The sequence below is a fragment of the Okeania sp. SIO1H4 genome, assembly GCF_010672695.1.
Lineage (GTDB): Bacteria > Cyanobacteriota > Cyanobacteriia > Cyanobacteriales > Microcoleaceae > Okeania > Okeania hirsuta.
This window is the reverse complement of the sequence record NZ_JAAHGB010000006.1, coordinates 599,018-624,467: the sequence shown is the minus strand read 5'-3', so window position 1 is coordinate 624,467 and position 25,450 is coordinate 599,018. Positions and strand designations below refer to the sequence as shown.

The window sequence follows — 25,450 nt, the reverse complement described above, 5'->3', positions numbered from 1 at the left end:
TCTACTCCCTATTCCCTTTTCAAATAAATTTTAAATAATTGTAGGTAAATCACAGATGTCTAACAATCGCCTACCTCCCCAAAATATTGAAGCGGAAGAAGCTATTTTAGGTGGCATTCTCCTCGACTTTAATATTCAGCAATTGGATTGAGTATGGATTTTTCTACCAGAGTAATTTAAACTCTACTCCCTACTCCCTACTACCTATTCCCTTTTCAAATAAATTTTAAATAATTGTAGGTAAATCACAGATGTCTAGCGATCGCCTACCTCCCCAAAATATTGAAGCGGAAGAAGCTATTTTAGGTGGTATTCTCCTCGACCCAGAAGCTATTAATCGAGTGACAGAGTTATTACGCCCAGAGTTTTTTGCCATTGAAGCTCATCAAATTCTTTATAAAGCAATGTGGCAACTTTATAATCAGGGCAAACCTACAGATTTAATGACTGTTACCAGTTGGCTTACTGACAATAATCAATTAGAAAAAATTGGCGGGCAAGTAAAAATAGTTCAACTATTAGAACGAACTGTTTCGGCGGTTAATATTGACCAATATGCTGTTTTAGTTATTGATAAATATATCCGCAGAAAATTAATTCAAGCAGGAAATGAAATTTTTGATTTAGGGTTTCAAACAGCTACTGAATTAAAAACTATTCTTGACCAAGCTGAACAAAAAATATTTGCTCTGACTCAGGATAAACCACAACAAGATTTAGTTCCTATTTCTGAGACTTTAATTAATACTTTTCAGGATATTGAAGATAGAAATGAGGGAGTTGCTTTACCTGGTCTTGCTTGTGGTTTTTACGATCTGGATGCAATGACTGGAGGTTTTCAACGTTCGGATTTAATTATTGTAGCTGGTCGTCCCTCAATGGGAAAATGTGCTGCTTATGATACTTTAGTTTTGCAAAAAGATGGCAGTTTAATTACTTTGGCAGAAGTTTATCAAAGGCAAGAAACGGAGTTATTAACTTTAGGCAAAAATTGGAAGTTTCAGATTACTAAACCTTCTGCTTTTATTGATGATGGAATTAAACCTGTATTTAGAGTAACGACAAAATCAGGAAGATTTGTAGAGACGACAATTACTCATCCTTTTCTAACAGTTGATGGTTGGAAACCTTTGGCAAAATTACAGGTAGGAGAAAAAATAGCTGTACCGCGTCGGTTAGATGTTTTTGGTGATGAAAGTATTCCAGAAAATCAGTTTGCTTCTCTAATTGATTCTGATAATTTTTGTCTTTCTCCTATTGTCTTTAAATTAGAAAAATCACAATTAGCCTTATTTATTAGATATTTATTTTCCCTGGATGGATGGGTAAAAATATGTGAAACTGGGGCAGTATGTTTAGGTTATTCTGTGGTGAATGAAAAGTTTGTTAGGCAAGTACAACATCTTTTACTCAGATTTGGAATTATTGGTGCTATTGAAAAGGTTGAAGAGGATAAAAGTAGGAAAGGAAAGACGAATAAAAATTTGTGGCATTTAACTATTACAGATAAAGTATCAGTCAAAAAATTGGTGGTAGATATTGGTAATTTTCCATCTATAAATTTAGATTTATCCTCTAGCAGATTAAACTTAGTCATACAGGATAATTTCTGGATTGAGAAATTAGAAAATACAGAGTTTTTCTGGGATAAAGTTCTTGTTGTGATGGAAAAGTTGACCGAATCTAGATATCTATCAGCAGAGGGTAGAAATGCAAAAGTCAAGACAGAGGAAAAATTCGATAATTTCACTACTACTGATACTTTCTGCGGTAAAAATTTAGGGGCAGAGATGAGAAATTTTCCATCTATAAATCTGGATTTTCCCTCCTACAGATTAAATTTAGTCAGACAGGAGAATTTCTGGGTTGAGCAACTAAAAAATGCTCAGATTTTCTGGGATAAAGTTCTTGTTGTGATGGAAAAATTTGCTGCATCTATCATTCTTTCGGTAAAGAGCAAAAATCGAAAAGTAAAGACCGAGGAAAAATTCGATAATTTCACTACTACTGATACTTTCTGTGAGAAAAATTTAGGGGCAGATATGAAAAATTTTCCATCTATAAATATAGATTTCCCCTCCTACAGATTAAATTTAGTCAAACAAGAGAATTTCTGGGTTGAGCAACTAAAAAATGCTCAGATTTTCTGGGATAAAGTTCTTGTTGTGATGGAAAAATTGACCGAATCTAGATGTCTATCAGCAGAGGGTAGAAATGGAAAAGTAAAGACCGAGGAAAAATTCGATAATTTCACTACTACTGATACTTTCTGTGAGAAAAATTTAGGGACAGATATGAGAAATTTTCCATCTATAAATCTAGATTTATCCTCCAGCAGATTAAATTTAGTCATACAAGAAAATTTCTGGATTGAGCAACTAAAAAATGCTCAGATTTTCTGGGATAAAGTTCTTGTTGTGATGGAAAAATTTGCTGCATCTATCATTCTTTCGGTAAAGAGCAAAAATCGAAAAGTAAAGACCGAGGAAAAATTCGATAATTTCACTACTACTGATACTTTCTGTGAGAAAAATTTAGGGACAGATATGAGAAATTTTCCATCTATAAATCTAGATTTATCCTCCAGCAGATTAAATTTAGTCAGACAAGAAAATTTCTGGATTGAGCAACTAAAAAATACTCATATTTTCTGGGATAAAGTTCTGATTGTGATGGAAAAGTTTGCCGAATCTAGATGTCTCTTGGCACAGAGCAAAAATCGAAAAGGAAAGACCGAGCAAAATTTCGATAATTTAACTACTACTGATACTTTCTGTGGGAAAAATTTAGGGACAGATATGAGAAATTTTCCATCTATAAATCTAGATTTATCCTATAGCAGATTAAATTTAGTCAGACAGGAGAATTCCTGGATTGAGGAATTAGAAAATACTCAGATTTTCTGGAATGAAATTATTTCTATGATGGAAAAATTTGCCAAATATAGATGTCTATCAGCAAAGGGTAGAAATGGAAAAGGGAAGACCGAGGAAAATTCCGACAGTGAGAAAAATTTAGGGGCAGGTATGAAAAATTTTCCATCTATAAATCTAGATTTATCCTCTAGCAGATTAAATTTAGTCAGACAGGAGAATTCCTGGATTGAGGAATTAGAAAATACTCAAATTTTGTGGAATGAAATTGTTGATGTGATGGAAAAGTTTGCTGAATCCAGATATCTATCAGTAGAAGGTAGAAATGGAAAAGGGAAGACCGAGGAAAATTACGATAATTTAACTACTACTGATACTTTCTATGAGAAAAATTTTCCATCTATAAATATAGATTTCCACTCCAGCAGATTAAATTTAGTCAAACAAGAGAATTTCTGGGTTGAGGAATTAGAAAATACTCAGATTTTCTGGAATGAAACTTTGGCTGTGATAGAAAAGTTTGCCAAATATAGATGTCTATCAGCAAAGGGTAGAAATGGAAAAGTCAAGACCGAGGAAAATTTCGATAATTTCACTACTACTGAGACTTTCTTTGGGAAAAATTTAGGGGCAGATATGAAAAATTTTCCATCTATAAATCTAGATTTCCCCTCCTACAGATTAAATTTAGTCAAACAGAAAAATTTCTGGGTTGAACAACTAAAAAATACAGAGCTTTTCAGGGATAAAGTTCTTGTTGTGATGGAAAAGTTTGCCAAATATAGATGTCTCTTGGTAGAGGGTAGAAATGGAAAAGTCAAGACCGAGGAAAATTTCGATAATTTAACGACTACTGAGACTTTCTGTAGGAAAAATTTAGGGGCAGATATGAGAAATGTTCCATCTATAAACATAGATTTTCTCTCCAGCAGATTAAATTTAGTCAGACAAGAGAATTTCTGGGTTGAGCAACTAGAAAATACTCAGATTTTCTGGAATGAAATTGTTGATGTGATGGAAAAATTTGCTGCATCTATTGTTCTTTCGGCACAGAGCAAAAATCTAAAAGTCAAGACCGAGGAAAAATTCGATAATTTAATTACTACTGAGACTTTCTGTAGTAAAAATTTAGGGGCAGATATGAGAAATTTTCCACCTATAAATCTAGATTTCTCCTCCAGCAGATTAAATTTACTCAGACAGGAGAATTTCTGGGATGAGGAATTAGAAAATACAGAGAATTTCAGGGATAAAGTTCTTGTTGTGATGGAAAAGTTTGCCAAATATAGATGTCTATCAGTAGAAGGTAGAAATGAAAAAGAAAAGACCGAGCAAAAATTCGATAGTTTCACTACTACTGAGACTTTCCGTGGGAAAAATTTAGGGGCAGATATGAGAAATTTTCCATCTATAAATCTAGATTTCCCCTCCAGCAGATTAAATTTACTCAAAGACCGAAATTTATTAGTCGAACAATTAGAAAATGACGATATTTACTGGGATGAAATTGTTTCAATAGAACCAGTCGGAGAAAAACAAGTATACGATCTGACCATACCAGAAACTCATAATTTTGTAGCTAATGATATTTGCCTCCACAATACTAGCTTTGCTGTAAATATTGGTCATAGTATTGCAGCTAATCTCAAATTACCAGTAGCAATTTTTAGTCTAGAAATGTCTAAGGAACAATTGGTATTAAGACTATTAGCAAGTGAGGCAAGAATTGAAAGTAATAGATTGCGCTCCGGGCGAATTAGTCAGAGTGAATGGGAACCTTTAACTTCCGCTATTGGTACTCTTGCTGAAATGCCAATTTTTATTGATGATACTGCTAATATTACTGTTAATGAAATTCGTTCAAAAGTCAGACAATTACAGAGCGAACAAGGTGGAGCGTTAGGATTAATTTTATTAGATTATTTACAGTTAATGGAAAGTAGTAGTAGTGATAATCGAGTCCAGGAATTAGCAAAAATTACTCGGAGTTTGAAGGGTTTGGCACGAGAACTTTCGGTGCCGATTATTGCTTTGTCTCAACTTAGTAGAAGTGTGGAGTCTCGAACTAATAAAAGACCGATGATGTCTGATTTGAGAGAGTCTGGTTGTTTGACTGGGGATACTTTAATTTGTTTAGCTGATGGTAAAAAAATTCCTATTTCTCGTCTGGTTGGTAAGTCTAATTTTTCTGTTTTGGCGTTGAATGAAAATACTGGGAAATTTGAGTCTGCTATTGTTAGTAGGGTTTTTTCTACTGGGGTTAAACCTATATTTTCTTTACAAACTTCTTCGGGAAAATTGATTAGGGCTACGGCTAATCATCCTTTCTTTTCTATGGGGGGTTGGAAACAGTTAAATACTCTAAATATTGGGGATTCTCTTGCTATTTTGAACCCAAAAATGCTTAAATATTCAATATTGTATTGTGGGCAAGTTTTGTATCAAGTAGATTTTGGGCCAAAATATGGTGGAAATTTAGGGTCTGTAGTTAAGTGTCGGGAGTGGGAAAAACCTACTCAAATTGATGTTAAATGGGATGAAATTGTGGAAATAAGACCAGATGGTGAGGCAGAAGTTTTTGACTTAACTGTGCCTGGTCTCCATAATTTTGTGGCAAATGAGATTGTTGTTCATAACTCTATTGAACAAGATGCCGATTTAGTAATTATGCTTTATCGGGATGAGTATTATTCCCCAGATACTCCCGACCAAGGTATTGCTGAGGTGATTATTACTAAGCATCGGAATGGACCGACTGGTACGATTAAATTATTGTTTGACCCCCAGTTTACTAAGTTTAGAAATTTGGCAATAAGAGGGAACAGGGAACAGGCAACAGGGAACAGATAAATATTCTAAAGAGGGAATAGGGAACAGGGAACAGGCAACAGGGAACAGGGAACTTAGTTATCAGTTATCCGCCTTCAACTCAAATTGCTGATATTTTCAAGATGAATGTTATGGAGCGATCGCTTCTCCAGTCACCAGTTAACAGTCTCAGGAGTTTTTTCAGGAGCAATACCAAAAATATTTTCATTTTGTGAAGCTCTAAGAAAGGTTGTTTCTCTGTGATTAAATCTTTCCATTCATCTCTACTAGGGTGGAAAACCAGAAATATTATCATTCTCTTAAGCTTCTAAAAAATCGTCGCGTCGAAGGATTTTCCGTTGCTTCCCCACAATTTTTGTGATACCATAATAACTATAAGGAGTCGTTCGCCTATACGCATGATTTTTTATTCAACTAAATTTTCTTGCTCAGAGACGATCAAATATTTAGGAATTTTCCCAAGAGCAATACCAGAAATAATTTCATCTTGTGAAGCTCCAATAAATGATTGTTTTTCCCCCATCAAATCTTTTCATCCATATCTCCTAGCGTGAAAAACCACCAATATTTTCATTCTCTGAAGCTCAAAAAAGAAACGTCGCGTCAAATAAAAAGTATGAATCTTAGAAAGCGATCGCTCTTTTTTATCTATACCTCCTAGCGTGGAAAGGTATAAACATTTTCATTCTCTGAAGCTCACAAAAAAATCGCCGCGTCAAAGGATTTTTGGTTGCTGCCTCACAAAAATTCTGATATTATAAAAGCTATAAGGGGTTGTTCGCCTACGAGCATGACTTTTTATTCAACATATTTCCATGCCCAGAGACAATCAAATATTCAGGAATTTTCCCACAGGAGCAATATCAGAAATAATTTCATCTTGTGAAGCTTCCGTAAATAATTGTTTTTCCCTCATCAAATATTTCCATCTATCTCTCCTAGTGTGGAAAATCACAAACATTTTCATTCTATGAAGCTCTAATAGTAATCTTTCGGTACTCAGCTATGAACAGTCAGCTTTTTTACGATAGGAAAAAAGATCAAGTATGAGAAAGCGATCGCTCAATACATTTTCTCCCATCATCAAACTTTTCCACCCATCTCTCCTAGGGTGGAAAATCACGAACAATTTCATTTTGTGAAGCTCCTGTAAATAATTGTTTTTCCCTCATCAAATCTTTCCATCCATCTCTCCTAGGATGAAAAACCACCAATATTTTCATTCTATGAAGCTCCTAAAGAAATCGTCGCGTCAAAGGATTTTCGGTTCCATCCCCACAATTTTTGTGATATTATAAATACTATAAGCGGTCGTTCGCCTATACGCATGACTTTTTATTCAACAAAAGATAGTATAGTTTTGATGGCGATCGCCTCTTCAGTTATCAGCTTTCTACCTAAATTATTAATCTTTAAAGGATGAAATATGACAGAGCGATCGCTCAATCCATTTTTGTCCCAGGAGCAATACCAGAAATAATTTCATCTTGTGAAGCTTCTATAAATGGTTGTTTTTCTCTTATCAAATCTTTCTATACATAGCTCCTGAGTGGAAAATTACCAACATATTCATTCTCTGAAGCTCCTGAAAAAAATCGGCGCGCCAAAGGATTTTCGGTTCCATCCTCAGAATTTTTGTGATATGATAAAAGCTATAAGGAGTTGTTCGCCTATACACATGACTTTTTATTCAACTAAAGATAGTATAGTTTCGAGGGCTTATCAGTTATCAGTTATCGAGTTAAATTGTTGATATTTTAATGATGAAATATTAGAGAGCGATCGCTATTTCTATATATCAAAGAAAGTTAGAGTTTAAGAATAAATAAAGGGTGAGATTTAAAGAGCGATCGCTAATTCTATATTTTGAGAAAGTCAGTTAAATCAAGCAGTATTTTCATCAGGGTAATTTCAGTTTTTTAAGTTTAATATTTATTCCTTTTTCAGGTTGATAATAATTTTTTAGTTACTAATCTTCAGTTACTAAATCTATCTAAGTTTGCTAGTTTAGAGAAATATCAGATTTAAAAATATGTTTCAGGGGATTAGTGGCTTTATGTTCTATGTTCTATGTTCTATGTTTCTTTGATAAATAAGATTAATAACTATAGCCATACTTATAACTATGCTAACTAATAAAAGCAAATATCTTAAAAAAGTAGGGATTTCAACTACCCTTAAAGTTGATAGTATCAAAAAATTTATTATCAAGAGCATAGCAAATTGTCTGAATGATAAAAAACCTATTTTTAAATCGTCAGATTCTACATCTAGAAAAATATTACGCCAGTCATTCCGAGAAATATCAGATTTAAAAATATGCTTTAGGGGATTAGTGGCTTTATGTTCTATGTTTATTTGATAAATAAGATTAATAACTATAGACATACTTATAACTATGCTAACTAATAAAAGCAAAAATCTTAAAAAAGTAGGGATTTCAACTACCCTTAAAGTTGATAGTATCAAAAAATTTATTATCAAGAGCATAGCAAATTGTCTGAATGATAAAAAACCTATTTTTAAATCGTCAGATTCTACATTTAGAAAAATATTACGCCAGTCATCACGAGTTGGACGACGGTATTTAATGAGATTATGTAGTAAAGCAAATTGTAAATCTACATCCAAAGTTTCAAATAGAGATTGCCATTTTTCACCAAGATTAATTCCAATAAAAGCTGGTTTTATCTCATTAACATATTCCTGTTGCAGTAGTTTTAATTGTCTTGATAGTTTCATCGATATTGTTAATATTTTTTTTCTAAGAACACCCTGTATTTTTTCTTTTTTACCAAACTTTTTTAACTGTAGAAAACATTTTTTATCAAGCAATACTATCGCACACAAAGGAATGACTATTCTTGGATCGATCTTGCGCTGAGAAATTTCTTCAGGAGTACATTTACAACAAATGAACCAAGCTACTTTTGCCATAGCTTCTCTTTCCGATGGTGGAAAATGAACTGCTATCCATTCCCAATCTCTTAAGTTAAATTCCTTATCAACTTTTGCCATATTTCTTGCTCCTAGAAAACCTAATTATTTAGACTCGTAAATTCTGCAAGATTTAAAGCAGCTAACCTCTGAATATTTTCATCAGAATGATAAAGTAAACCATTTAAAATTTCTCTCGAATATGGAGTACCAATTTTGACTAAATCTCTCATTGCCGTTTCCGAACCTTGCTCCGCTAAATCCTTCAATAAAGAAACTGCAATATCTCCCATATTAATAAGTGCTAAACGAGCATCCACTAAATCAATATCCTCATAATACCTAAACAAAATATTCGCCGCTTGTGGCAAATTTGTTTTAGATAATGCCTTAACAGACGCTCTACGAACTTCCAGAGATTCAGAATTATTCAAAGCATTTTCTAGAAACTCAAAAACAACTTTTCCCCTACCTCTTTCACGAACATCAGAAGCAACTGCTCCAAAAGCTCTAGCTAAATTTTCATCAGAATTTGCTTCTGCCAATTTTTCCTTAAACTCTTCAATAATTTTCTCTGCCAAAGTAGGAGAAACTTCTTGAGCATCTGCTAAACATTCAAAAGCTGTCAGAGAATCTTCCTGATAAATAACCTCTATTAAATTTGTACTATTCCCGGCAAAACCACACCAAAGTTTAACTGTTTCTCGCCAACGTTCCGGGTCATTTTTAAACCTTTCTATTAACTCATTTTCTCTATCTCTCAAAGCTGTTGCCGCAAAATATTCTTGCAAAGTTAAATGAGCAAACTGATATTTATCTCCCCTTTCAATTTCCAATAATAATCCACTACGTTCGACAATTTCTTTTAATATTGGTTGAGTATCTGTTTCAGGATTGAGATTCAAATCGGGTAAAACTTTTTGAATTTGTTCTACGACAATTTCATAATCTAAACTCAAGTCATTCTTTTGTTGTTTACTAGCATTATCTTGAGCAAATAAAGCCAGATGTTGTAAAACTCTCCGTTTATGAGCACTCTCTTTATATTGATTAAAATTATTCTGCCATTGATTCAATAAAATATGAGTAGATTCTTGATAAAAATCTGACCGAGACTGAGGCAAAACAAAAGCAGGTTGAGTATAAAGATGAGCAACAATAGTCAGCATTAAAGGATTTCTAGCTAACTCCATAATTAGGGGTCTATCTCTCAAAGTTTGTATGAGTTGATCGATAGATTTATCTGGAGGCATTTCAGATTTCCATGCTTCTAAAAAGAGTCGCATTTGTCTGTCGCTAAATTCTTTAATATCTAAAGTTTTCTCGACGGACTCAGCAAAATTATTCCGATAAACTGCTGCCCGACAAGTAATAATTACTCGACATTTATCATATTTATCTAATAAGTCATTAATAGCTTGTACAACTTGAGGGCGAATCAAACTTTTGACTTCATCTAATCCATCAAATAACAGAAATAATTTTCCTTTTTCCAGATTTCGCTCGACAAAAGAATTAGCTTTAGGAAAATCATCCCTATCTAAAGCTTCTACTAATTTCTGTTTTAATAATTCTATGTTGAGGGCAGAAATTTCTATTTCATTCAAGGGATATAACTCTAATAAAATCGGCACATATTCATTAGAGGAAGTTTTTAATTTTTCCCTTGCCCAAGAAAGAACAAGATATTTTAATAAAAGTGTTTTTCCAGCTCCAGGTTGCCCCTTAATAGCCAAACGATTATATTTTTTAATCTCAGAAAAATTAATTGGTTCATTATTAGCTTTTTCCAAAAATTGCAAAGATAAATAAATTTTTTGCAGATTTAAAGGATGGTTAGGAAGAAAAGAAACTTTTAGTTCTTGATGTTTATTAATCAAACCATTTTTATAGCGTTTTAGAGAGTAATTCCAAAACCATTCAAAACCAGCAATTTGATTATATAATCAGTTGCCAACAGTATTAATGAAACGAGTTACCCAACCTTGTATAACTTCCTTAAAAATCAACAGAATAAAAAGTGCTAATGCAGCTAACCATCCCAAGCCATAAAATAAATCATCGTTTATTTTTTCCCAGATGTCACTGTCTTTTTTCTTTTTTAGTCTAGAGTATTCTTCTTCGTAAATTTTAGTAATTTCTGGTTTAGTTAAACCCACAGGATTTTCATCATATAAATCAATTATTAACCTACTATCCATTGCCTTATCATTTTCAACATGACGTTCGGCATAATCTTTAATTTCTTGAATTAGAGTTATAGCTTCAAGGTTTACACTGTTAATCGTCACAGAAAAGGGTGGTATCAAAACTAAAAGTAAAATTATAAACAAAAACAACTTAATGAGGTGTTTCTTATAACGTTTCAAAGATAAATTTAACAAACGTCTAATACCACTAATTTGATTGCCTAACCAATTGCCAAAAGTATTAATTGGATGAGCTTCCCAATTTTGTATAGCTTTCTTAAAAATAAACAGAATAAAAAATCCTATTGCAGCAAACCAAGGCAAACCATAAAAGAAATCATCCTTGATTTTTTCCCAGAGATTACTATCTTTTGCCTCTTTGAGTCTTGTATATTCTTCCTCATAAATTTTAGTAATTTCTGGAGTAGTTAAACCCACAGAATTTTTCTCATATAAATCAATCATTAACCTACTATCCATCGCCTTATCATTTTCAACATGACGTTCGGCATAATCTTTAATTTCTTGAATAATAACTTCCCGACTTTTAAGATTAGGTGTAGGTGTCTGAGTATAACTAGGTAATATCCAACTCCAACACAATACAATAGTTAAAGTTAGTAGAAACAAATTAATGGAAACCAGTCGGTTAAATTTGTGTCGAAAAAGTTGAGTGTAAGAGAAATTAGATTTAGGCATATCAAGTTCAAGTCAGAAGTTATTAAGTCAGAATTCAGAAGTTAAATTCTTACTTTGTTATTTTGATAAAACTAGAAAAAATATTTAACTGATAACTGATTAAAATACAAGATTTTATACCCAATTATTTTGACAATAGATTTAACGATTATCATTACAGAAAATTTGTAGCAAAATTCCTAATATAAAATCCAGTTGAACAGTCATCATTGCGACGATAGGAAGCAATCTCTCAAACCCCTGAGATTGCTTCCTTCCACAGAGTGTAAGTCGCAATGACTTAGGTGTAATAATTATCTGGATTTAATATAAGTATTAGTCTTCAACTATTAGCTTTTAGTTTGCCTCCTGAGTCAAAACTGTCTTATCAGTTAGATTATAATTACTAAGTATTGTCTTGAAAGAAGAAATTATTATTGATAAATTTGATATTATTTCTAGCATAAATAAGTAGCTATTCAGTTAATATAGCAATTCTAAATAAGTTCTCATATTTTATCGTAGAGGTTTAGTCTCCATGCTTGGGTTGGGAGACCAAACCCCTACAGTTTTTCTCGCAAACCATTTAGGATTAGTATATAAGTCTTTTTAAATAAACTCTGACTTAATTCGTAAAAAAAAGCTGAGAGCTAATTGCTAATAGCTGAATGCTTAATTCATAAAAAAAGCTGAGAGCTAATTGCTGATAGCTGAATGCTTTATTCATCTTCATCAAACACAGGCGGCCAAAGTTCAACAATAGATAATTCCCACTCACCAAATAATTCAGGAATAGTCAAAATATCTCCATTTTTTAACTCAGTTTCTTCACCATTAGGACGATAAACAATAACTATTTCTTTGTCAGGATCTATCAATATTCCTACTTCCGCTCCTAATTCTAAATACTTCTTTATTTTCTTTTTTAACGGTTTAATCCTATCACTTTGAGACTTAATTTATACCACTAAATCTGGCACCAACTCCCCAAAATAACGAACACTTTTTTTCAAACGTTGGGCACGAACAAAAGAAACATCAGGAACTTTTAAATTAGTGTCTGGAAGAATAAAAGCACCACTAGAATCAAACAAACGTCCGAGACGACGTGGGTAAACCCAATTGCGTAATAACCTAATTAACTGAACGCCAACTTCACTAGAAATAATATCCGACGGACTAATAACTAATATCTTTCCTTCATCTAATTCTAATTGATAATCTAAACCTGCTTGATTAAGAGTACCTTGCAATATTTCTAAATCTTTAACTGTGAGATTTGACATATAATTTTTAGGAATTAAAGAATATATAAAAGGGAACAGAGAACAAGTCTCTATCCCCTTTTAATAATTATAATTGCTGATAGCTGATAGCTGATAGCTTACTTCCTAATTAATTCGCAATTCTCAATAATTCCACATCAAAAATCAGAGTAGCATTAGGAGGTATAACCCCACCAGCACCACTAGCGCCATACCCTAATTCTGGTGGAATAGTAAACTTACGACGTTCACCAACTTTCATACTAGCTACCCCTTCATCCCAACCTTTAATAACTCGACCTACCCCAACTTGAAATTGGAAAGGTTGATTGCGATCGCGAGAACTATCAAACTTAGAACCATCCTGTAAAGTTCCAGTATAGTGAACCACAACTGTCTGACCTGCTTGAGGAGTAGCGCCATCTCCTTCTTTCAAGACCACATACTTAAGACCAGATTCAGTAGTAATAGTTTCTTGGTTATTTTCAGTCATAATATTTTCTGCAACTTGTTCTTGAACTTCAGTAGAATTTATAGTACTTGGTGTATTTTGAGAAGCAACTGCCCCTTTTTCCGAACCCGTGATTTGAGCAACAATCAAAACTAAACCACAGAATATTACTACTGCCAGACTAATAATAATTCCTCGCAAAATTAATCCTCCTAATTTAAGTTAAAAGTCAAAAACTCTCAGTTGAAGTTTAAATTATAACTACTATATTTTGCAGCTACACTAGGGTCAGTTGTAATTTTTCCAATCTTGCAACTGACTTTATAAACACTCTAAACAACCTCCCATTTTCTCTGATTTGTATTTTTGAAAAAAAATCAAACAGACAAAACAGAACGTAACTACTGAAAAATTAATAACTATAATATTTGATACTAAAATCAATCTTCCATATAATTAAGTCAAAAACCAAAAATTAATATGAAAGTTTAACTTTAACTAAGATTCCGGATATTGTTAAATAACATAGCAGTCGTCAGGGAAGTTAGGACATTCTCACGTCTCTCAAATTTAATCACAGCAAGCATCTAACTTCTGACTTCTGACTTAATCTATCGCCAATTGCGATTTTCTAAATCTCGGATCTGACGCTCCAAACGGTCCAAACGACCCCGGAGTTCGTCCAATTCAGATTGACGAGGAACACCTATATCCTGCATGACATTCCGCATTTGTCGCTGCATCTGAGTTTCCCAGTTTCCCTGCTCTGACTTAAGTTGCTGCATTATATCATCAACAAAAGTTTTAGCTTGGTCTGGGTTGATAGTACCATCTTTAACCCATTGGTTAGTGACTTCCTGTATTTTTTCGGCCACTAGGGAAGTTGTACCAATGCCGATCATTAAAAGTTGTTTAAGTAGATTTTCAGTATTATTCATATTTTTTTCCTATTTCTATATTTTAGGTATCAAGGAGCAACAAACTTAGAATTAAGCTACAAATTTAAACTGTAGATGAAAAAAGTTGTTGAATTTATATATCTAGCATAATCAAAATGTCAAATTGTCCTCGTTGTCATCAACCAATTGATAGTCAGGCGATCGTTTGTCCGCATTGTCGATTTTCTCTTAAAGCTTTTGGTCATCCAGGAATTCCTATTTATCACAGTCAAACAGAAGAATATTTGTGTAATAGCTGTATCTACCATTTTGATGATACCTGTAATTTTCCTCAACGTCCTTATGCTAAAAATTGTACTCTTTATCATAACCAATCTGAACCCCTTGTACCTCCTACTAATTTTAATCATATTAGTTGGTTTGGAACTGTCAAATTTTGGCTTCAAAGAAATACTATTTGGTGGTTATTGTTAAGTTTAGTTCTTATCAGTTTGATAATGTCTTTATAATTAATTTTATTCTGATACTATATCTGATTCAAAAACTGGTGTAGCAGTGGAAGGAAAGCTTTGAATATGTTCTAACCTTAAAATTAAAACAATGTAATTTTTTTCCTTCTTCCTTCTTCCTTCTTTCTTCTTCCTTCTTCCTTCTGCTATAAATAAAACCAGAAAATTGTACCCAGTATATATAGTCATCTTGAACAATTTTTCAGTCATTACTCAATATATAAAAAATTTTAAACCCTGATTCCTGTCCCCTAATTCTGGAGTTTATTTACATCTAAATAATTAATTTTTTTCTGATACTATAGTCATTTAAAATAAGAATGAAACACTTTTTTAGGTGAAACTCTTTCAAAGCCATAAATCCTTGTCTCAATATCAAATGAAATAACTATATATTTGGCTAAAAAACTGGTAAATAAAATCAGAAAACTTTACCCAGTATATATCGTCATCTTGAATAATTTTTCAGTCATTACTCAATATATAAAAAGTTTAAAACTCTAATTCCTGTTCCTTAGTTCTGGAGTTTAGTTACATCTAATAATTAATTTTTTTCTGATACTATATCTGGGTCAAAAACTGGTATAGCAGTCGAAATAAAGGTTAGGATATATCCAAAGCTTAAAACTCAGAAAACGTAATTTTTTTTCTTTTTCCTTCTTCCTTCTTCCTTCTTCCTTCTGCTATAAATCAAACCAGAAAATTGTACCCAGTATATATAGTCATATTGAATAATTTTTCAGTCATTACTCAATAAGATAAAAAATTTTAAACCCTTATTCCTGTTACCTAATTCTGGATTTTAGTTAAATCTAAATAATTAATTTTTTTCTGATACTCCAGTCATTAATCACTCAATATATAAAAAAATTAAAACTCTGATTCTTGTTCCCTAGTTATGGAGTTTAGTCAAATCTAAATAATTAATTTTTTTCTGATACTATATATGACTCAAAAACTGGTATGGAAGTCGAAGGAAAGGTAACGTAATATTTTAACTTTTAACTTTTGAATTTTAACTTTTGAATTCTTCCTTTGACTTTTGACTTTTGACTTTTGAATTTTAACTTTTGAATTATTCTAAAGTTGAGTTACATCTAACAATTGATTTTCTTCTGATACTATACTTTGCTGAAATACTGGTAAATCAAACCAAAAAGTTGTACCTACACCAAGTTCACTAACTAACTGAACCTTACTATAATGCTTATCCATAATATTCCTGACAATAGACAAACCCAAACCAGTTCCTTCCAAAGTATGAACTCGATTTTCTACTCGGAAAAACCTCTCAAAAATAGCCTCTTGGTCTTCAGGTTCAATACCACTTCCCGTATCTGAAATTTCAACTCTAACAAACTTTTGACAACTTGATTCTGAGGGTAAATGTAAATCTATTGGTCGAGGAGGAGGAGGAGAAACTATCCATCCTCCCTCTTCAATTTGTTGAGCTTCAATATTGCAAACTTCTGAGTCAGATTCTAATATATATGCTCGAATTATTATTTTCCCCCCTGCTTCAGTAAATTTCATAGCATTGCCGACTAAATTAGCAAATACTTGTAACAATAAATCGTAATGACCCACTACAGAAGGCAAGTTAGGTTCTATCTCATAATTTAACTCTATTCCTTTATCTTTAGCATTAAGTTGATAAGTCCTTAAAGTTTGTTCTATAGGTTGAGCAATATCAACAGCATCTAGATGATAAATATGACAAGATTCCAAACGACTCAAATCTAAAACATCATTAACCAAACGAGTCAAACGGTCTGTTTCGTGATTAGCAGTTTCCAGAAATTCCCCTCTTTCTGTTTCACTTAAATCTTCCCCATATTCATACAAAGTTTCGATAAAAGATTTAATATTAAATAGAGGAGTTCTTAACTCGTGAGACACATTACTAATAAACTGACTTTTAGCTTCATTTAACTCTACTTCGCGAGTAATATCCTGCACAGTCATAGCAATTCCTTTCAGACTATCTCGGTACTGATAATTTAAACCTTTTTCTAATTTATGTTCATAAAGAGTACATTCAATAACTTCAGGACGTTCAATAGAATTGCAAGTATCATCTGCATCATAAATACAACTTTGACAAAGAGACTCTTTACCTGGTGCTCTATGTAACAAAACCGTTGTTAATAACACTCTAATTGTACGTTTATTTGGCTCATCCAAAGTACAGCAATATTCACCACCTTCTATTTCTCCTCCAGCTATTTGATAAAGCGGTCTACTAATTTCCATTTGTACAGCTACAGGAAAATAATCAATAATATTTGCACCCACAACATCTTTTCCTTCCCAACTAAAAATTCGCCTAGCAGTAGAATTAACTAACATAAGTTGTAAATTAGCATCCAACAATAAAGCACCATCAGCAATAGTCGAAACCAAAGTTTCTAACTTAGCTTTTTCTGCTCTTAATTCTTCAATATTTTGCTTCTTATAATTCTCTAACTGCTCCGCCATTTCATTAAAGCTAAAAATTAGTTCCCCTAACTCTCCTCCAAATGGTAAATCAATCCTTTGCTTAAAATTTCCCTGGGCAATATTTCTCACACCTTCTGATAATTCCTTAACGGGTTTAGTAATAATCAAAGCATTAAATACTGCCCCTAAAATTACCATTGCCCAAATCGAAACAAACACTGCCAAAGTAACATCTCTTGTAAGATTTGAAGAAATAACAGCAGTAGGATTAGGATTAATTCCTATTGCCAAAACTCCTAAATATTTACCTTCTTGAATTAACGGCACAAAAACATCTGTTAATTCTCCATTAGGAGTTAAATGTTGTCGCACCATCGGTAGGACAGACAAATTTCCTGCCTCTACATTGGCCATAAAATCTTCTGGTAGTTGAATGCGACGGCGTAAAGTCAGGGACGTCTTTACCTCTGATTCTGAGAAAGGCAGACCAAGGAAAATTTTTCCTTCCTCATCGGCGTAGAGCATATAACGAACACTAGAGGTGCTGCTGTAGAAAAGTCGAGAAAAACGCGCTACTTCGTTGCGATCGCCTTCTGCCACTAGAGGAGCGACATTTGCAGCCAATAATAGTCCCAGGTCTCGACCATAGCGAGTATCATTGAGACGAGCATCCTGTTGAATAGTATTTACTGCCCAGAAAGAAAAACTACTCATTAGTAGAGACACCATAAGAGTGACTACTGCCATGAGTTTGGTCTGGAGGGTAAACTCAGACCACCAGTTAGCGATAATTTCTCCGATTTTTTTTAGGAGGGCAAGCATTTTTTTAAGTCAAAAGTTTAAATAAAGTTATAAAGTTAAAGGTCAAAATTTATTAGGCATTTTTGACTATATTATTAATTAGGATAACTAAGAATTCTTGAAAGCTCAGATTTATTTTATTTATATTCTGAATTGGCCGGGTGCATCTCATAATATTTGCAAAAATACTTTTTTCCTATATACTTGATATTCCCTGTTTCCAGATGAGCTGTTGCCTAAAAGCGATAAATTTTTGGCTTTATTCAAAATTGAGATGTACCTGATTTACCGAATCATTAATTATTTATTATTAAATAATTATGGTTTAAAGCTTCCCCTTTTAAGGGTAAAAAAGCGGTCGTTAGCGCAGTTTCCCGTAGGGTGGGATGGCGTTAGCGAAGGGGTTCTGTCAAGAGCGGTTCTCCTCGCCATCTCCAATCAAGCAAGAGAAGAAATAATATTTCCTGATATTCAATTCCGTAACGGTTTGAACCAGAGGTAATTATCAATTATCCATTATCCATTAATGAACAGATCCAAAAATCCGATCGCCAATATCCCGCCGATAATACATTTGGTCAAACTCTATAGAATCTACAGCATTGTAAACTTTTGTCCTAGCTTCAGAAAAATCAGACCCTATTGCTGTTACTCCTAATACACGGCCACCATCAGTTACTAACTGTTGTTCCTGTAATTTAGTTCCGGCATGAAATACAGTTACTCCAGTAGCTTCAGCTTTTTCTATTCCAGAAATTACTTTACCTTTCTCATAAGCTTCTGGATAACCCCCGGAGGCTAAAACTACACACACTGCTACTCCTGGTTTCCAATTTATCGGAGGCAACTCAGCTAAACGCTGTTCACAACAGGCCAAAAATAACTCTTCCAATGGAGTTTCTAGCAGAGAAAGAATAGATTGAGTTTCTGGATCGCCGAACCGACAATTAAATTCTAAGACTTTTGGCTCTCCTGTAGGACTAATCATTAATCCAGCATAAACAATGCCTCGGTAGTCTATACCACGTTTTTGTAAATTAGTCAAAGTTGGTTCTAGAACTTCTTGTTGAATTCTGGTCATTAGTTCTGGTGTAATGATGGGAGTGGGAGCATAAGCGCCCATACCTCCAGTGTTGAGTCCGGTATCTCCTTCACCCACTTGTTTATGGTCTTGAGCTGGCAATAGGGGACGAATAGTTAATCCATCAGTGAGGGCTAAAACCGATACTTCTTGACCTGTGAGAAACTCTTCGATTATCACAGACTGGGTATCTGGCTCGAATTCTCCTTGAAAGATGGCATCTATGGCATGATGAGCCATTTCAATTGTAGTGGCGACGGTAACTCCTTTTCCTGCAGCTAGACCATCTGCTTTAACCACTATGGGAACTTCTTTGATGTAAGCTTTGGCAGTTTCGGCACTGGTAAAGGTGGCTGATTTGGCCGTGGGAATATTTGCTTCGGCCATGAAATCTTTAGCCCATGATTTACTAGCTTCGAGAATGGCTCCTGCTTTGATGGGGCCAAATATTTTGAGGTTTGGTTGTTGTAGATAGTCAGTAATGCCCAGGGCTAAGGGTACTTCTGGGCCAACTACTACTAGGGAAATATTTTGGTCAGCAATAAGTTGTTTGAGGGCTGAGAAGTCTTCAACTGGAATGGGTATATTTTGGCATTTTTGCAAGGTGGCAGTACCGCCGTTACCAGGGGTACAAAATATTTGTTGAACTTGGGAAGAGTGGGATAATTTCCAGGCGATCGCGTGTTCTCTACCACCGTTACCTACTATTAATATTTTCACGTTTTTTAAGTTAAGAAGGAAGAAGTAAGAAGGAAGAAGTAAAAAGTAAGAATACTTTAGTTATCTAAGAGAGAATACTTTATGCTAAATCCGATTTAGAAAAGTTGATTATAGATATCTATGTTATGCCTTACCCTATAATCACTCTATAATAACCAGATTTGTTATTAGTTATCAAGAAGAGAAAGTTAAATTTTAAATAAAGTATCAAAGTCTGACTAAAAATAAGGATAGGTAGTTAAGTTGATATAGTAAAGATTGCTTGTTGAGATGAGTTGGTTAATATGAATGATAATTTTCAAGTACTTAAAAATGACGATGATGTTTTGTTATTTTGCAAAGATAAATTTACAGTTTGCAGATTTAAAGAATTGTGTTTAGAGCCAATAAAAGTCACAATTTATTCACCGCAGGAGAATCGCCAGAATCGACTGTTGGTAATTTTTGTCAGATTAAGTGGAGGGTTTATTGTCGATAAGAAAGTACATATAGGATTAAATAGTAACAAATGGGAATCAGTGGCTGAAGAAATAGAATGTCAACTCTTAAAAGTTGGTGATATTTAGCAAATCGTCTTCTTTATAAGAAGAGGTAATTATTAATTATTAATTATTAATTGTTGAATACCTATCGGGAATTCTATTGAAGCAGGAAGAAGTAGAAACTAAGAAGATAAAATCAGGAGAGCAACCATGACCCAATGCCTAAACCCAGATTGTTTAAAAACCAACCCACCAGAAACAAAATTTTGTCAAAGCTGCGGTGAAAAATTAATTTTAGTCGAACGTTATCGCGCTCTAAAAATTATTGGGCAAGGTGGTTTTGGCAGAACTTTTCAAGCTGTAGATGAGTACAGACCATCAAAACCTTTTTGTGTAATTAAACAATTTTTTCCTCAAGCTCAAGGAACCAAAAACCTAGAAAAAGCTTCCTCATTATTTGCCCAAGAAGCTGAACGTTTAGATAGTTTAGGATTACATCCACAAATTCCCGAACTTTTGGCATATTTTACTCAGGATAACAGACAGTATTTAGTGCAAGAATTTATCGACGGGCAAAATTTACAACAGGAGTTAGACTTGTCAGGAACTTTTGATGAAAGGCAAATTTGGGAGTTATTAAAAAGTTTATTGCCCGTATTGGAATTTATTCATTCTCGACAGGTAATTCATCGGGATATTAAACCAGAGAATATTATTAGGAGAAGGAAAGATAAGCAATTATTATTAGTAGATTTTGGGGCAGCTAAATATGCAACAAAGACTGCTTTAGCTGTGACAGGAACTGTAATTGGTTCGGCAGGATATGCTGCCCCAGAACAAGCATTAGGCAAAGCAACTTTTGCTAGTGATATTTATAGTTTGGGTGTGACTTGTATTCATTTATTAACTCAGGTGGAACCTTTTGATTTATTTGATGTGAGTGAAGGTGAATGGGTGTGGCGAGAATATTTAAAGTTTACCGTAAGTGATGAAGTTGCTAAACTGTTAGATAAAATGATTATGGGAGCGACTAAGAAAAGGTTTCAAAATGTAGGAGAGATATTATCGGTTGTTAACCCTAAATCTCAACAAAAAATTAACTCTACTTATAAACCCAAAATATTTCCAATATTTACAAAAGAAGAAATGTTTACTTTTGAGGTTGTGACGGTCAACAAATCTGGCAAAACTATCAAGCGCACCCAGAGAAATGTGAGGCAAAAAATAGAAGATTTAGGTAATGGTATTAAATTAGAAATAGTTTATATTCCTGGTGGTAGTTTTCTCATGGGTTCACCGAAAAACGAAGCTGGAAGAACTGATAAAGAAAATCCCCAGCGTCAAGTAACTCTTCAACCTTTTTGTATGAGTAAATACTCCATTACTCAAGACCAATATTTAGTCATTATGGGGGAAAATCCTTCCTACTTTAAAGGAGGAAACCGTCCAGTAGAGAGAGTGACATGGCATAACGCTACAGAATTTTGTCAAAGGCTATCTCAGAAGACTAGGAAAACCTACAGACTACCCAGTGAGAGTCAGTGGGAATATGCTTGTCGCGCTGGTACGACTACTCCTTTTTATTTTGGCCCTACTATTACGACTGATTTAGCTAATTACAATGGCAACTATACTTATGGCAATGCGCCTAAAGGTCTATATCGAGAACATACTACTGATGTGGGAAGTTTTCCTCCCAATGCTTTTGGTTTATATGATATGCATGGGAATGTAGACGAGTGGTGTCAGGATATTTGGCATAATAGCTATGAAGGTCTACCCACTGATGGCAGTGCTTGGGAAAGTAGCGAAAGTATTGAGTTACGAGTACTCTGTGGAGGTAGTTGGAATGATTATCCCTGGTGGTGTCGGAGCGCTGATCGTGACTGGGATGATACAAACATTTGCATTAACAATGTGGGTTTCCGGGTGATTTGTTTGTCATTTTAGTCTCTCATTTTTTCCACTTAGTATTCTGGTCTGCTCTTTTCCTTTTGTTCTTTGAATCATTTAGATTCTATGTTCCCATATCTGGTGTTCCCTGTTCCTTGTTCCCTTTGACAAAAATTGGATATATTATTTGCAAAACAGTTAAAGCTTATCAAAAAGCTTAAAACCTAGACAAAGCAGAATTTTTCCTCTCCTACGGAATGCTGCGCAAACAGCATAATTGTCCTCTTCTTCTATGCATAGGATAAGTGTACGCTTAGGTTATAAAGAGAGGAAAAATTCATTCTGTGAAGCTCCAAAAAACCGCGTTGCAAAGATTTTTCCCCTTGCACTTTCCAAAAATTCGCGCTCCGATTTAAAAATTGCGGGTTGTTCGTATACACGCATGATTTTTTATTCAACCAAGTAGTGGGACAGCGTTTCACAATAGTATTGCTCAAATTAAAGTATTGGTATAAATAAAAACTTCCTGATCACAAAACGGCAAATCTATCAACCCATCGAAAAATGAAGAGAGGAAAATTAGTCATTCATCTCAAAGTAAATTAAGAGCGATCGCTCCCCAAACAACGACATAATAGGCATTTGCAGCTTCAAAATCTTGTTAAGTAATAAAATACCAATGGATTATATCACTATTTATAATATTACAAAATTGAGCAAAAGAGCTAAAAAGATTGAAATTTCGTGAATTGATAGAAAAAATTTTTCTCCTTTTTTGTCAGAGATTAATGACAAAGTTTAAAATTTTCAAACTAAAAACTCAAACTTATAACTAAAACTTAAAACCTACATAATTTGAGATTTTAAGTTATGGGAGCTATAGATAAAGCATTATAGTCAAGCTTATACAGCACTACGCAAATAGGTTAGGACATATATAAATGCTCAAAGTTAGTCAGGGATTACTTCTGACTTTTGACTTCTGACTTCTGACTTGCGCGTAGCGCTATATTTGCCCACCAAACAAATTGAGAATAAATAATCGGAATTAATTTGTTGAATTTCTGAGGTTAACCTAACCCCTATTTAATTAATTTAACTCATCAGCGATCGCGCGAAATAAAGCAACAGTTTCCACATCATCAATACTCCTCAAAATATTATTACTAGAACCAGTTTTTACCCCAACAAAATTATTTTCTGGATTAATATAAATATATTGTCCCCAAGCACCAGTCGCACAATAATCACCATTTGAACCTTCAGGAATCCACCAATGATATTGATAACCCCACTTAAAATAAAGCTCATCTGTCGCCCCTGGTTGTAAGTGAGGAGTATCAGGAATTGTTGACTCCTTTACCCAACTTTTAGGAATAATTTGTTGTCCGTTAAAATACCCATTATGCAAATAAACTAAAGCAAATTTTGCATAATCTCTCAAAGTACAATTCATCCCACAAAAAGTTACTTCAGTTCCATAATTATCAGTTAACCAATAAGCATCTGATTCTGCTCCCATTGGTTGCCATAATTTCTTTTCTAAATAACTGACAATATCTTGCCCAGTAACTCGCCTCAACAATAAACCTAATATCTGAGTATTCAAACTGATATATTCAAAGTAATTACCTGATGGTTCTTTAGCAGGATAATTTAAAATCACCTTCTCCATCGGTCGCATATACAAAAATAATTTATACAAAAGTTTATTAATATCAGAATTATCATCTTCGTAGGCTTCACTAAAATTTATTCCAGAAGACATTTGTAGAATATGCTTAATTGGTACATTGTTATATCCAGATGCTTTTAACTCTGGCATATATTTAGTAATTGAGTCATCAATACTGTGAATATAACCATCATTAATCGCAATACCTATTAAGGCAGAAATAAAACTCTTTGCCACTGACCAAGAAGTTTTTTTATCATTTTTTGTATAACCTTGAGAATATTTTTCATAAACAATTACATCATTTTTAACTATTAAAAATCCTGTATTGCCTGTGCGTTGTAAAAAGTCTTTCATTGTCCGAGTTTCACCCTGAAATTGATAGGATGTATTCAGGTTGTACAAATTTTCTTGAAAATTATAAGGTTGAGTAGAACGATAAATAATTTTACTGGGAAAAACCCGATCCATATTGCGGAAATTATTTACCCTTTTATCATCATCAAACATAGTTATTTTCGGTTCTAGATAAAAGCGCCAAATAATCAAGCTAGTCGCAATTAGAGGCACAATAAAAATCAGGATAAAATTGATAATATTCATAGTTATTAACTGAAATATAGCCTTTCTCAAGTTACTGAGGTAAAGTTGTTTTTCTTGTTTTCTATTCCTTACTCCCTACTCCCTACTCCCTATCTAGATAAAAGCGCCAAATAATTAAGCTAGTCGCAATTAGAGGCACAATAAAAATTAGGATAAAGTTGATAATGTTCATATAGCAATCAGGAATGAGTTGTGAGAATTGAGATGTTCCTTAAAAGTATAGAATATAGCAATTATTATATTCATATGATATGTTTTTTCTTCTTCTCTGTTCCCTGTTCCCTGTTCCCTAAAAGTTTTCAATATCTAACAACTCAAATCATATTGCTATAGTTATTAACTGAAATGTAGATAGAGATACTTCTGAAGTAAGGTTAAGGGTTTTCCTCCGGAATGCTCCGCAAATATGTCGGCGACAGCCGAAAACGTTATTCATGTTATCATCGGTGGATAAAATTGACTAGGGATTAACAAATGCCGGATGATTTAGTACCATTTCTTATCGGTATAAGTATTTTGATTTTTTATCTAGTATTCTCAGCTATGACTGAAATGGGAACAAAATGGTTTGATAGGAAAAAATGATTAATACTGTTGCTCTAACTCTTCCTGAAAAAAGAATTGTTTTCTATAACTTGAATTGGCATAAATACCAAAAAATTCTTGAAGCTCTGGGAGAAAATCGCAATGCCAGAATTATATATGACCAAGGAATATTGGAAATTACTATGCCTCTGGAAGAACATGAATTTGCTAGAGAAATAATTGGTTTATTTATCAGAATTTTAGTTTTTGAAATGGGTTTAAAAATTAAAACTTTAGGTTCGACGACTTTGAATTATCCACAGTTAGACAGAGGTGCAGAACCTGACAATTGTTATTACATTCAAAATCAATCAAAGGTGGCAGGAAAAAAAATTGATTTAACTGAAGATCCTCCGCCTGATTTAGTAGTAGAAGTTGATATTACTCATACCGATATTAATAAAGTTAATCTTTATGCGAGCATGGGAATCTCAGAATTTTGGCGTTATAACGGAGAAGTTTTACTAATTTATAAACTGCAAAATCAAAAATATGTTGAAGTTGAAACTAGCCCTACATTTCCTAAGATTTAAAAAGCAAT

General features: G+C 33.6%; 16 protein-coding genes and 1 pseudogene. 6 read left to right on the top strand and 11 right to left on the bottom strand.

Annotated elements, in window-relative coordinates; all coding sequences use genetic code 11:
• The first annotated feature begins 251 nt into the window (after positions 1 to 251).
• Complete coding sequence (gene dnaB / locus F6K06_RS06965; protein ID WP_287323199.1) at positions 252 to 5,723, top strand: replicative DNA helicase; 5,472 nt, start codon at positions 252 to 254, stop codon at positions 5,721 to 5,723.
• Positions 5,724 to 6,531: 808 nt separating this feature from the next.
• On the opposite strand, the gene F6K06_RS06960 is transcribed toward dnaB, so the two are convergent.
• The 7 genes and pseudogenes from F6K06_RS06960 to F6K06_RS06930 form a co-directional block, all read right to left on the bottom strand.
• Complete coding sequence (locus tag F6K06_RS06960; protein ID WP_287238770.1) at positions 6,532 to 6,669, bottom strand: hypothetical protein; 138 nt, start codon at positions 6,667 to 6,669, stop codon at positions 6,532 to 6,534.
• A gap of 1,094 nt (positions 6,670 to 7,763) precedes the next feature.
• The gene (locus F6K06_RS06955) at positions 7,764 to 8,720 is read right to left on the bottom strand and encodes a hypothetical protein (protein WP_287238768.1); all 957 of its coding nucleotides are present in this window, start codon (positions 8,718 to 8,720) and stop codon (positions 7,764 to 7,766) included.
• A gap of 20 nt (positions 8,721 to 8,740) precedes the next feature.
• Entirely contained in the window at positions 8,741 to 10,519 is a 1,779-nt protein-coding gene (locus tag F6K06_RS06950) for an NACHT domain-containing NTPase (RefSeq protein WP_287238766.1), read from the bottom strand.
• A 66-nt stretch (positions 10,520 to 10,585) separates the two neighbouring features.
• Complete coding sequence (locus tag F6K06_RS06945; protein ID WP_287238763.1) at positions 10,586 to 11,527, bottom strand: hypothetical protein; 942 nt, start codon at positions 11,525 to 11,527, stop codon at positions 10,586 to 10,588.
• Positions 11,528 to 12,225: 698 nt separating this feature from the next.
• A pseudogene (locus F6K06_RS06940) lies at positions 12,226 to 12,792 on the bottom strand (Uma2 family endonuclease).
• Between the two features lie 109 nt (positions 12,793 to 12,901).
• Entirely contained in the window at positions 12,902 to 13,423 is a 522-nt protein-coding gene (locus tag F6K06_RS06935; protein ID WP_124145029.1) for an FKBP-type peptidyl-prolyl cis-trans isomerase, read from the bottom strand.
• 410 nt (positions 13,424 to 13,833) lie between these two features.
• Positions 13,834 to 14,160 (bottom strand): phasin family protein, encoded by a 327-nt coding sequence (locus tag F6K06_RS06930; RefSeq protein ID WP_124145028.1) that lies wholly within the window; start codon positions 14,158 to 14,160, stop codon positions 13,834 to 13,836.
• A 116-nt stretch (positions 14,161 to 14,276) separates the two neighbouring features.
• Between F6K06_RS06930 and F6K06_RS06925 the strand changes: the two genes are divergently transcribed.
• Positions 14,277 to 14,630: a zinc ribbon domain-containing protein gene (locus F6K06_RS06925; RefSeq protein WP_124145027.1), complete on the top strand. Its 354-nt coding sequence runs from the start codon at positions 14,277 to 14,279 to the stop codon at positions 14,628 to 14,630.
• Between the two features lie 6 nt (positions 14,631 to 14,636).
• Here the strand turns inward: F6K06_RS06925 and F6K06_RS06920 are convergent, their stop codons facing one another.
• Positions 14,637 to 14,840: a hypothetical protein gene (locus F6K06_RS06920; protein ID WP_124145026.1), complete on the bottom strand. Its 204-nt coding sequence runs from the start codon at positions 14,838 to 14,840 to the stop codon at positions 14,637 to 14,639.
• An 870-nt stretch (positions 14,841 to 15,710) separates the two neighbouring features.
• Positions 15,711 to 17,891, bottom strand: coding sequence for an ATP-binding protein (locus F6K06_RS06915; protein WP_124145025.1), 2,181 nt, complete (start codon positions 17,889 to 17,891; stop codon positions 15,711 to 15,713).
• 211 nt (positions 17,892 to 18,102) lie between these two features.
• Between F6K06_RS06915 and F6K06_RS06910 the strand changes: the two genes are divergently transcribed.
• On the top strand, positions 18,103 to 18,372 hold the full coding sequence (locus F6K06_RS06910) for a hypothetical protein (RefSeq protein WP_124145024.1): 270 nt from the start codon (positions 18,103 to 18,105) through the stop codon (positions 18,370 to 18,372).
• 21 nt (positions 18,373 to 18,393) lie between these two features.
• On the opposite strand, the gene purD is transcribed toward F6K06_RS06910, so the two are convergent.
• Positions 18,394 to 19,671 carry a phosphoribosylamine--glycine ligase gene (purD, locus tag F6K06_RS06905; protein WP_124145023.1) on the bottom strand — a complete coding sequence of 426 codons (1,278 nt, stop codon included), beginning with the start codon at positions 19,669 to 19,671 and terminating at the stop codon, positions 18,394 to 18,396.
• A 284-nt stretch (positions 19,672 to 19,955) separates the two neighbouring features.
• Between purD and F6K06_RS06900 the strand changes: the two genes are divergently transcribed.
• Both F6K06_RS06900 and F6K06_RS06895 read left to right on the top strand, forming a co-directional pair.
• Positions 19,956 to 20,237, top strand: coding sequence for a hypothetical protein (locus tag F6K06_RS06900; protein ID WP_124145022.1), 282 nt, complete (start codon positions 19,956 to 19,958; stop codon positions 20,235 to 20,237).
• A gap of 126 nt (positions 20,238 to 20,363) precedes the next feature.
• Positions 20,364 to 22,103: a bifunctional serine/threonine-protein kinase/formylglycine-generating enzyme family protein gene (locus F6K06_RS06895; RefSeq protein ID WP_124145021.1), complete on the top strand. Its 1,740-nt coding sequence runs from the start codon at positions 20,364 to 20,366 to the stop codon at positions 22,101 to 22,103.
• Positions 22,104 to 23,136: 1,033 nt separating this feature from the next.
• Here the strand turns inward: F6K06_RS06895 and F6K06_RS06890 are convergent.
• Entirely contained in the window at positions 23,137 to 24,324 is a 1,188-nt protein-coding gene (locus F6K06_RS06890; protein ID WP_124145020.1) for a serine hydrolase, read from the bottom strand.
• Positions 24,325 to 24,905: 581 nt separating this feature from the next.
• On the opposite strand from F6K06_RS06890, the gene F6K06_RS06885 reads away from it, so the two are divergent.
• Positions 24,906 to 25,442 (top strand): Uma2 family endonuclease, encoded by a 537-nt coding sequence (locus F6K06_RS06885; RefSeq protein WP_205127369.1) that lies wholly within the window; start codon positions 24,906 to 24,908, stop codon positions 25,440 to 25,442.
• Positions 25,443 to 25,450: the final 8 nt, after the last annotated feature.

Coding starts and splice junctions, on each gene's coding strand:
- dnaB (WP_287323199.1), top strand. CDS start 252: ATGTCTAGCGATCGCCTACCTCCCCAAAATATTGAAGCGGAAGAAGCT.
- F6K06_RS06960 (WP_287238770.1), bottom strand. CDS start 6,669: ATGAAAATGTTTGTGATTTTCCACACTAGGAGAGATAGATGGAAATAT.
- F6K06_RS06955 (WP_287238768.1), bottom strand. CDS start 8,720: ATGGCAAAAGTTGATAAGGAATTTAACTTAAGAGATTGGGAATGGATA.
- F6K06_RS06945 (WP_287238763.1), bottom strand. CDS start 11,527: ATGCCTAAATCTAATTTCTCTTACACTCAACTTTTTCGACACAAATTT.
- F6K06_RS06930 (WP_124145028.1), bottom strand. CDS start 14,160: ATGAATAATACTGAAAATCTACTTAAACAACTTTTAATGATCGGCATT.
- F6K06_RS06925 (WP_124145027.1), top strand. CDS start 14,277: ATGTCAAATTGTCCTCGTTGTCATCAACCAATTGATAGTCAGGCGATC.
- F6K06_RS06920 (WP_124145026.1), bottom strand. CDS start 14,840: ATGACTGAAAAATTGTTCAAGATGACTATATATACTGGGTACAATTTT.
- F6K06_RS06915 (WP_124145025.1), bottom strand. CDS start 17,891: ATGCTTGCCCTCCTAAAAAAAATCGGAGAAATTATCGCTAACTGGTGG.
- F6K06_RS06900 (WP_124145022.1), top strand. CDS start 19,956: ATGAATGATAATTTTCAAGTACTTAAAAATGACGATGATGTTTTGTTA.
- F6K06_RS06895 (WP_124145021.1), top strand. CDS start 20,364: ATGACCCAATGCCTAAACCCAGATTGTTTAAAAACCAACCCACCAGAA.
- F6K06_RS06890 (WP_124145020.1), bottom strand. CDS start 24,324: ATGAATATTATCAATTTTATCCTGATTTTTATTGTGCCTCTAATTGCG.
- F6K06_RS06885 (WP_205127369.1), top strand. CDS start 24,906: ATGATTAATACTGTTGCTCTAACTCTTCCTGAAAAAAGAATTGTTTTC.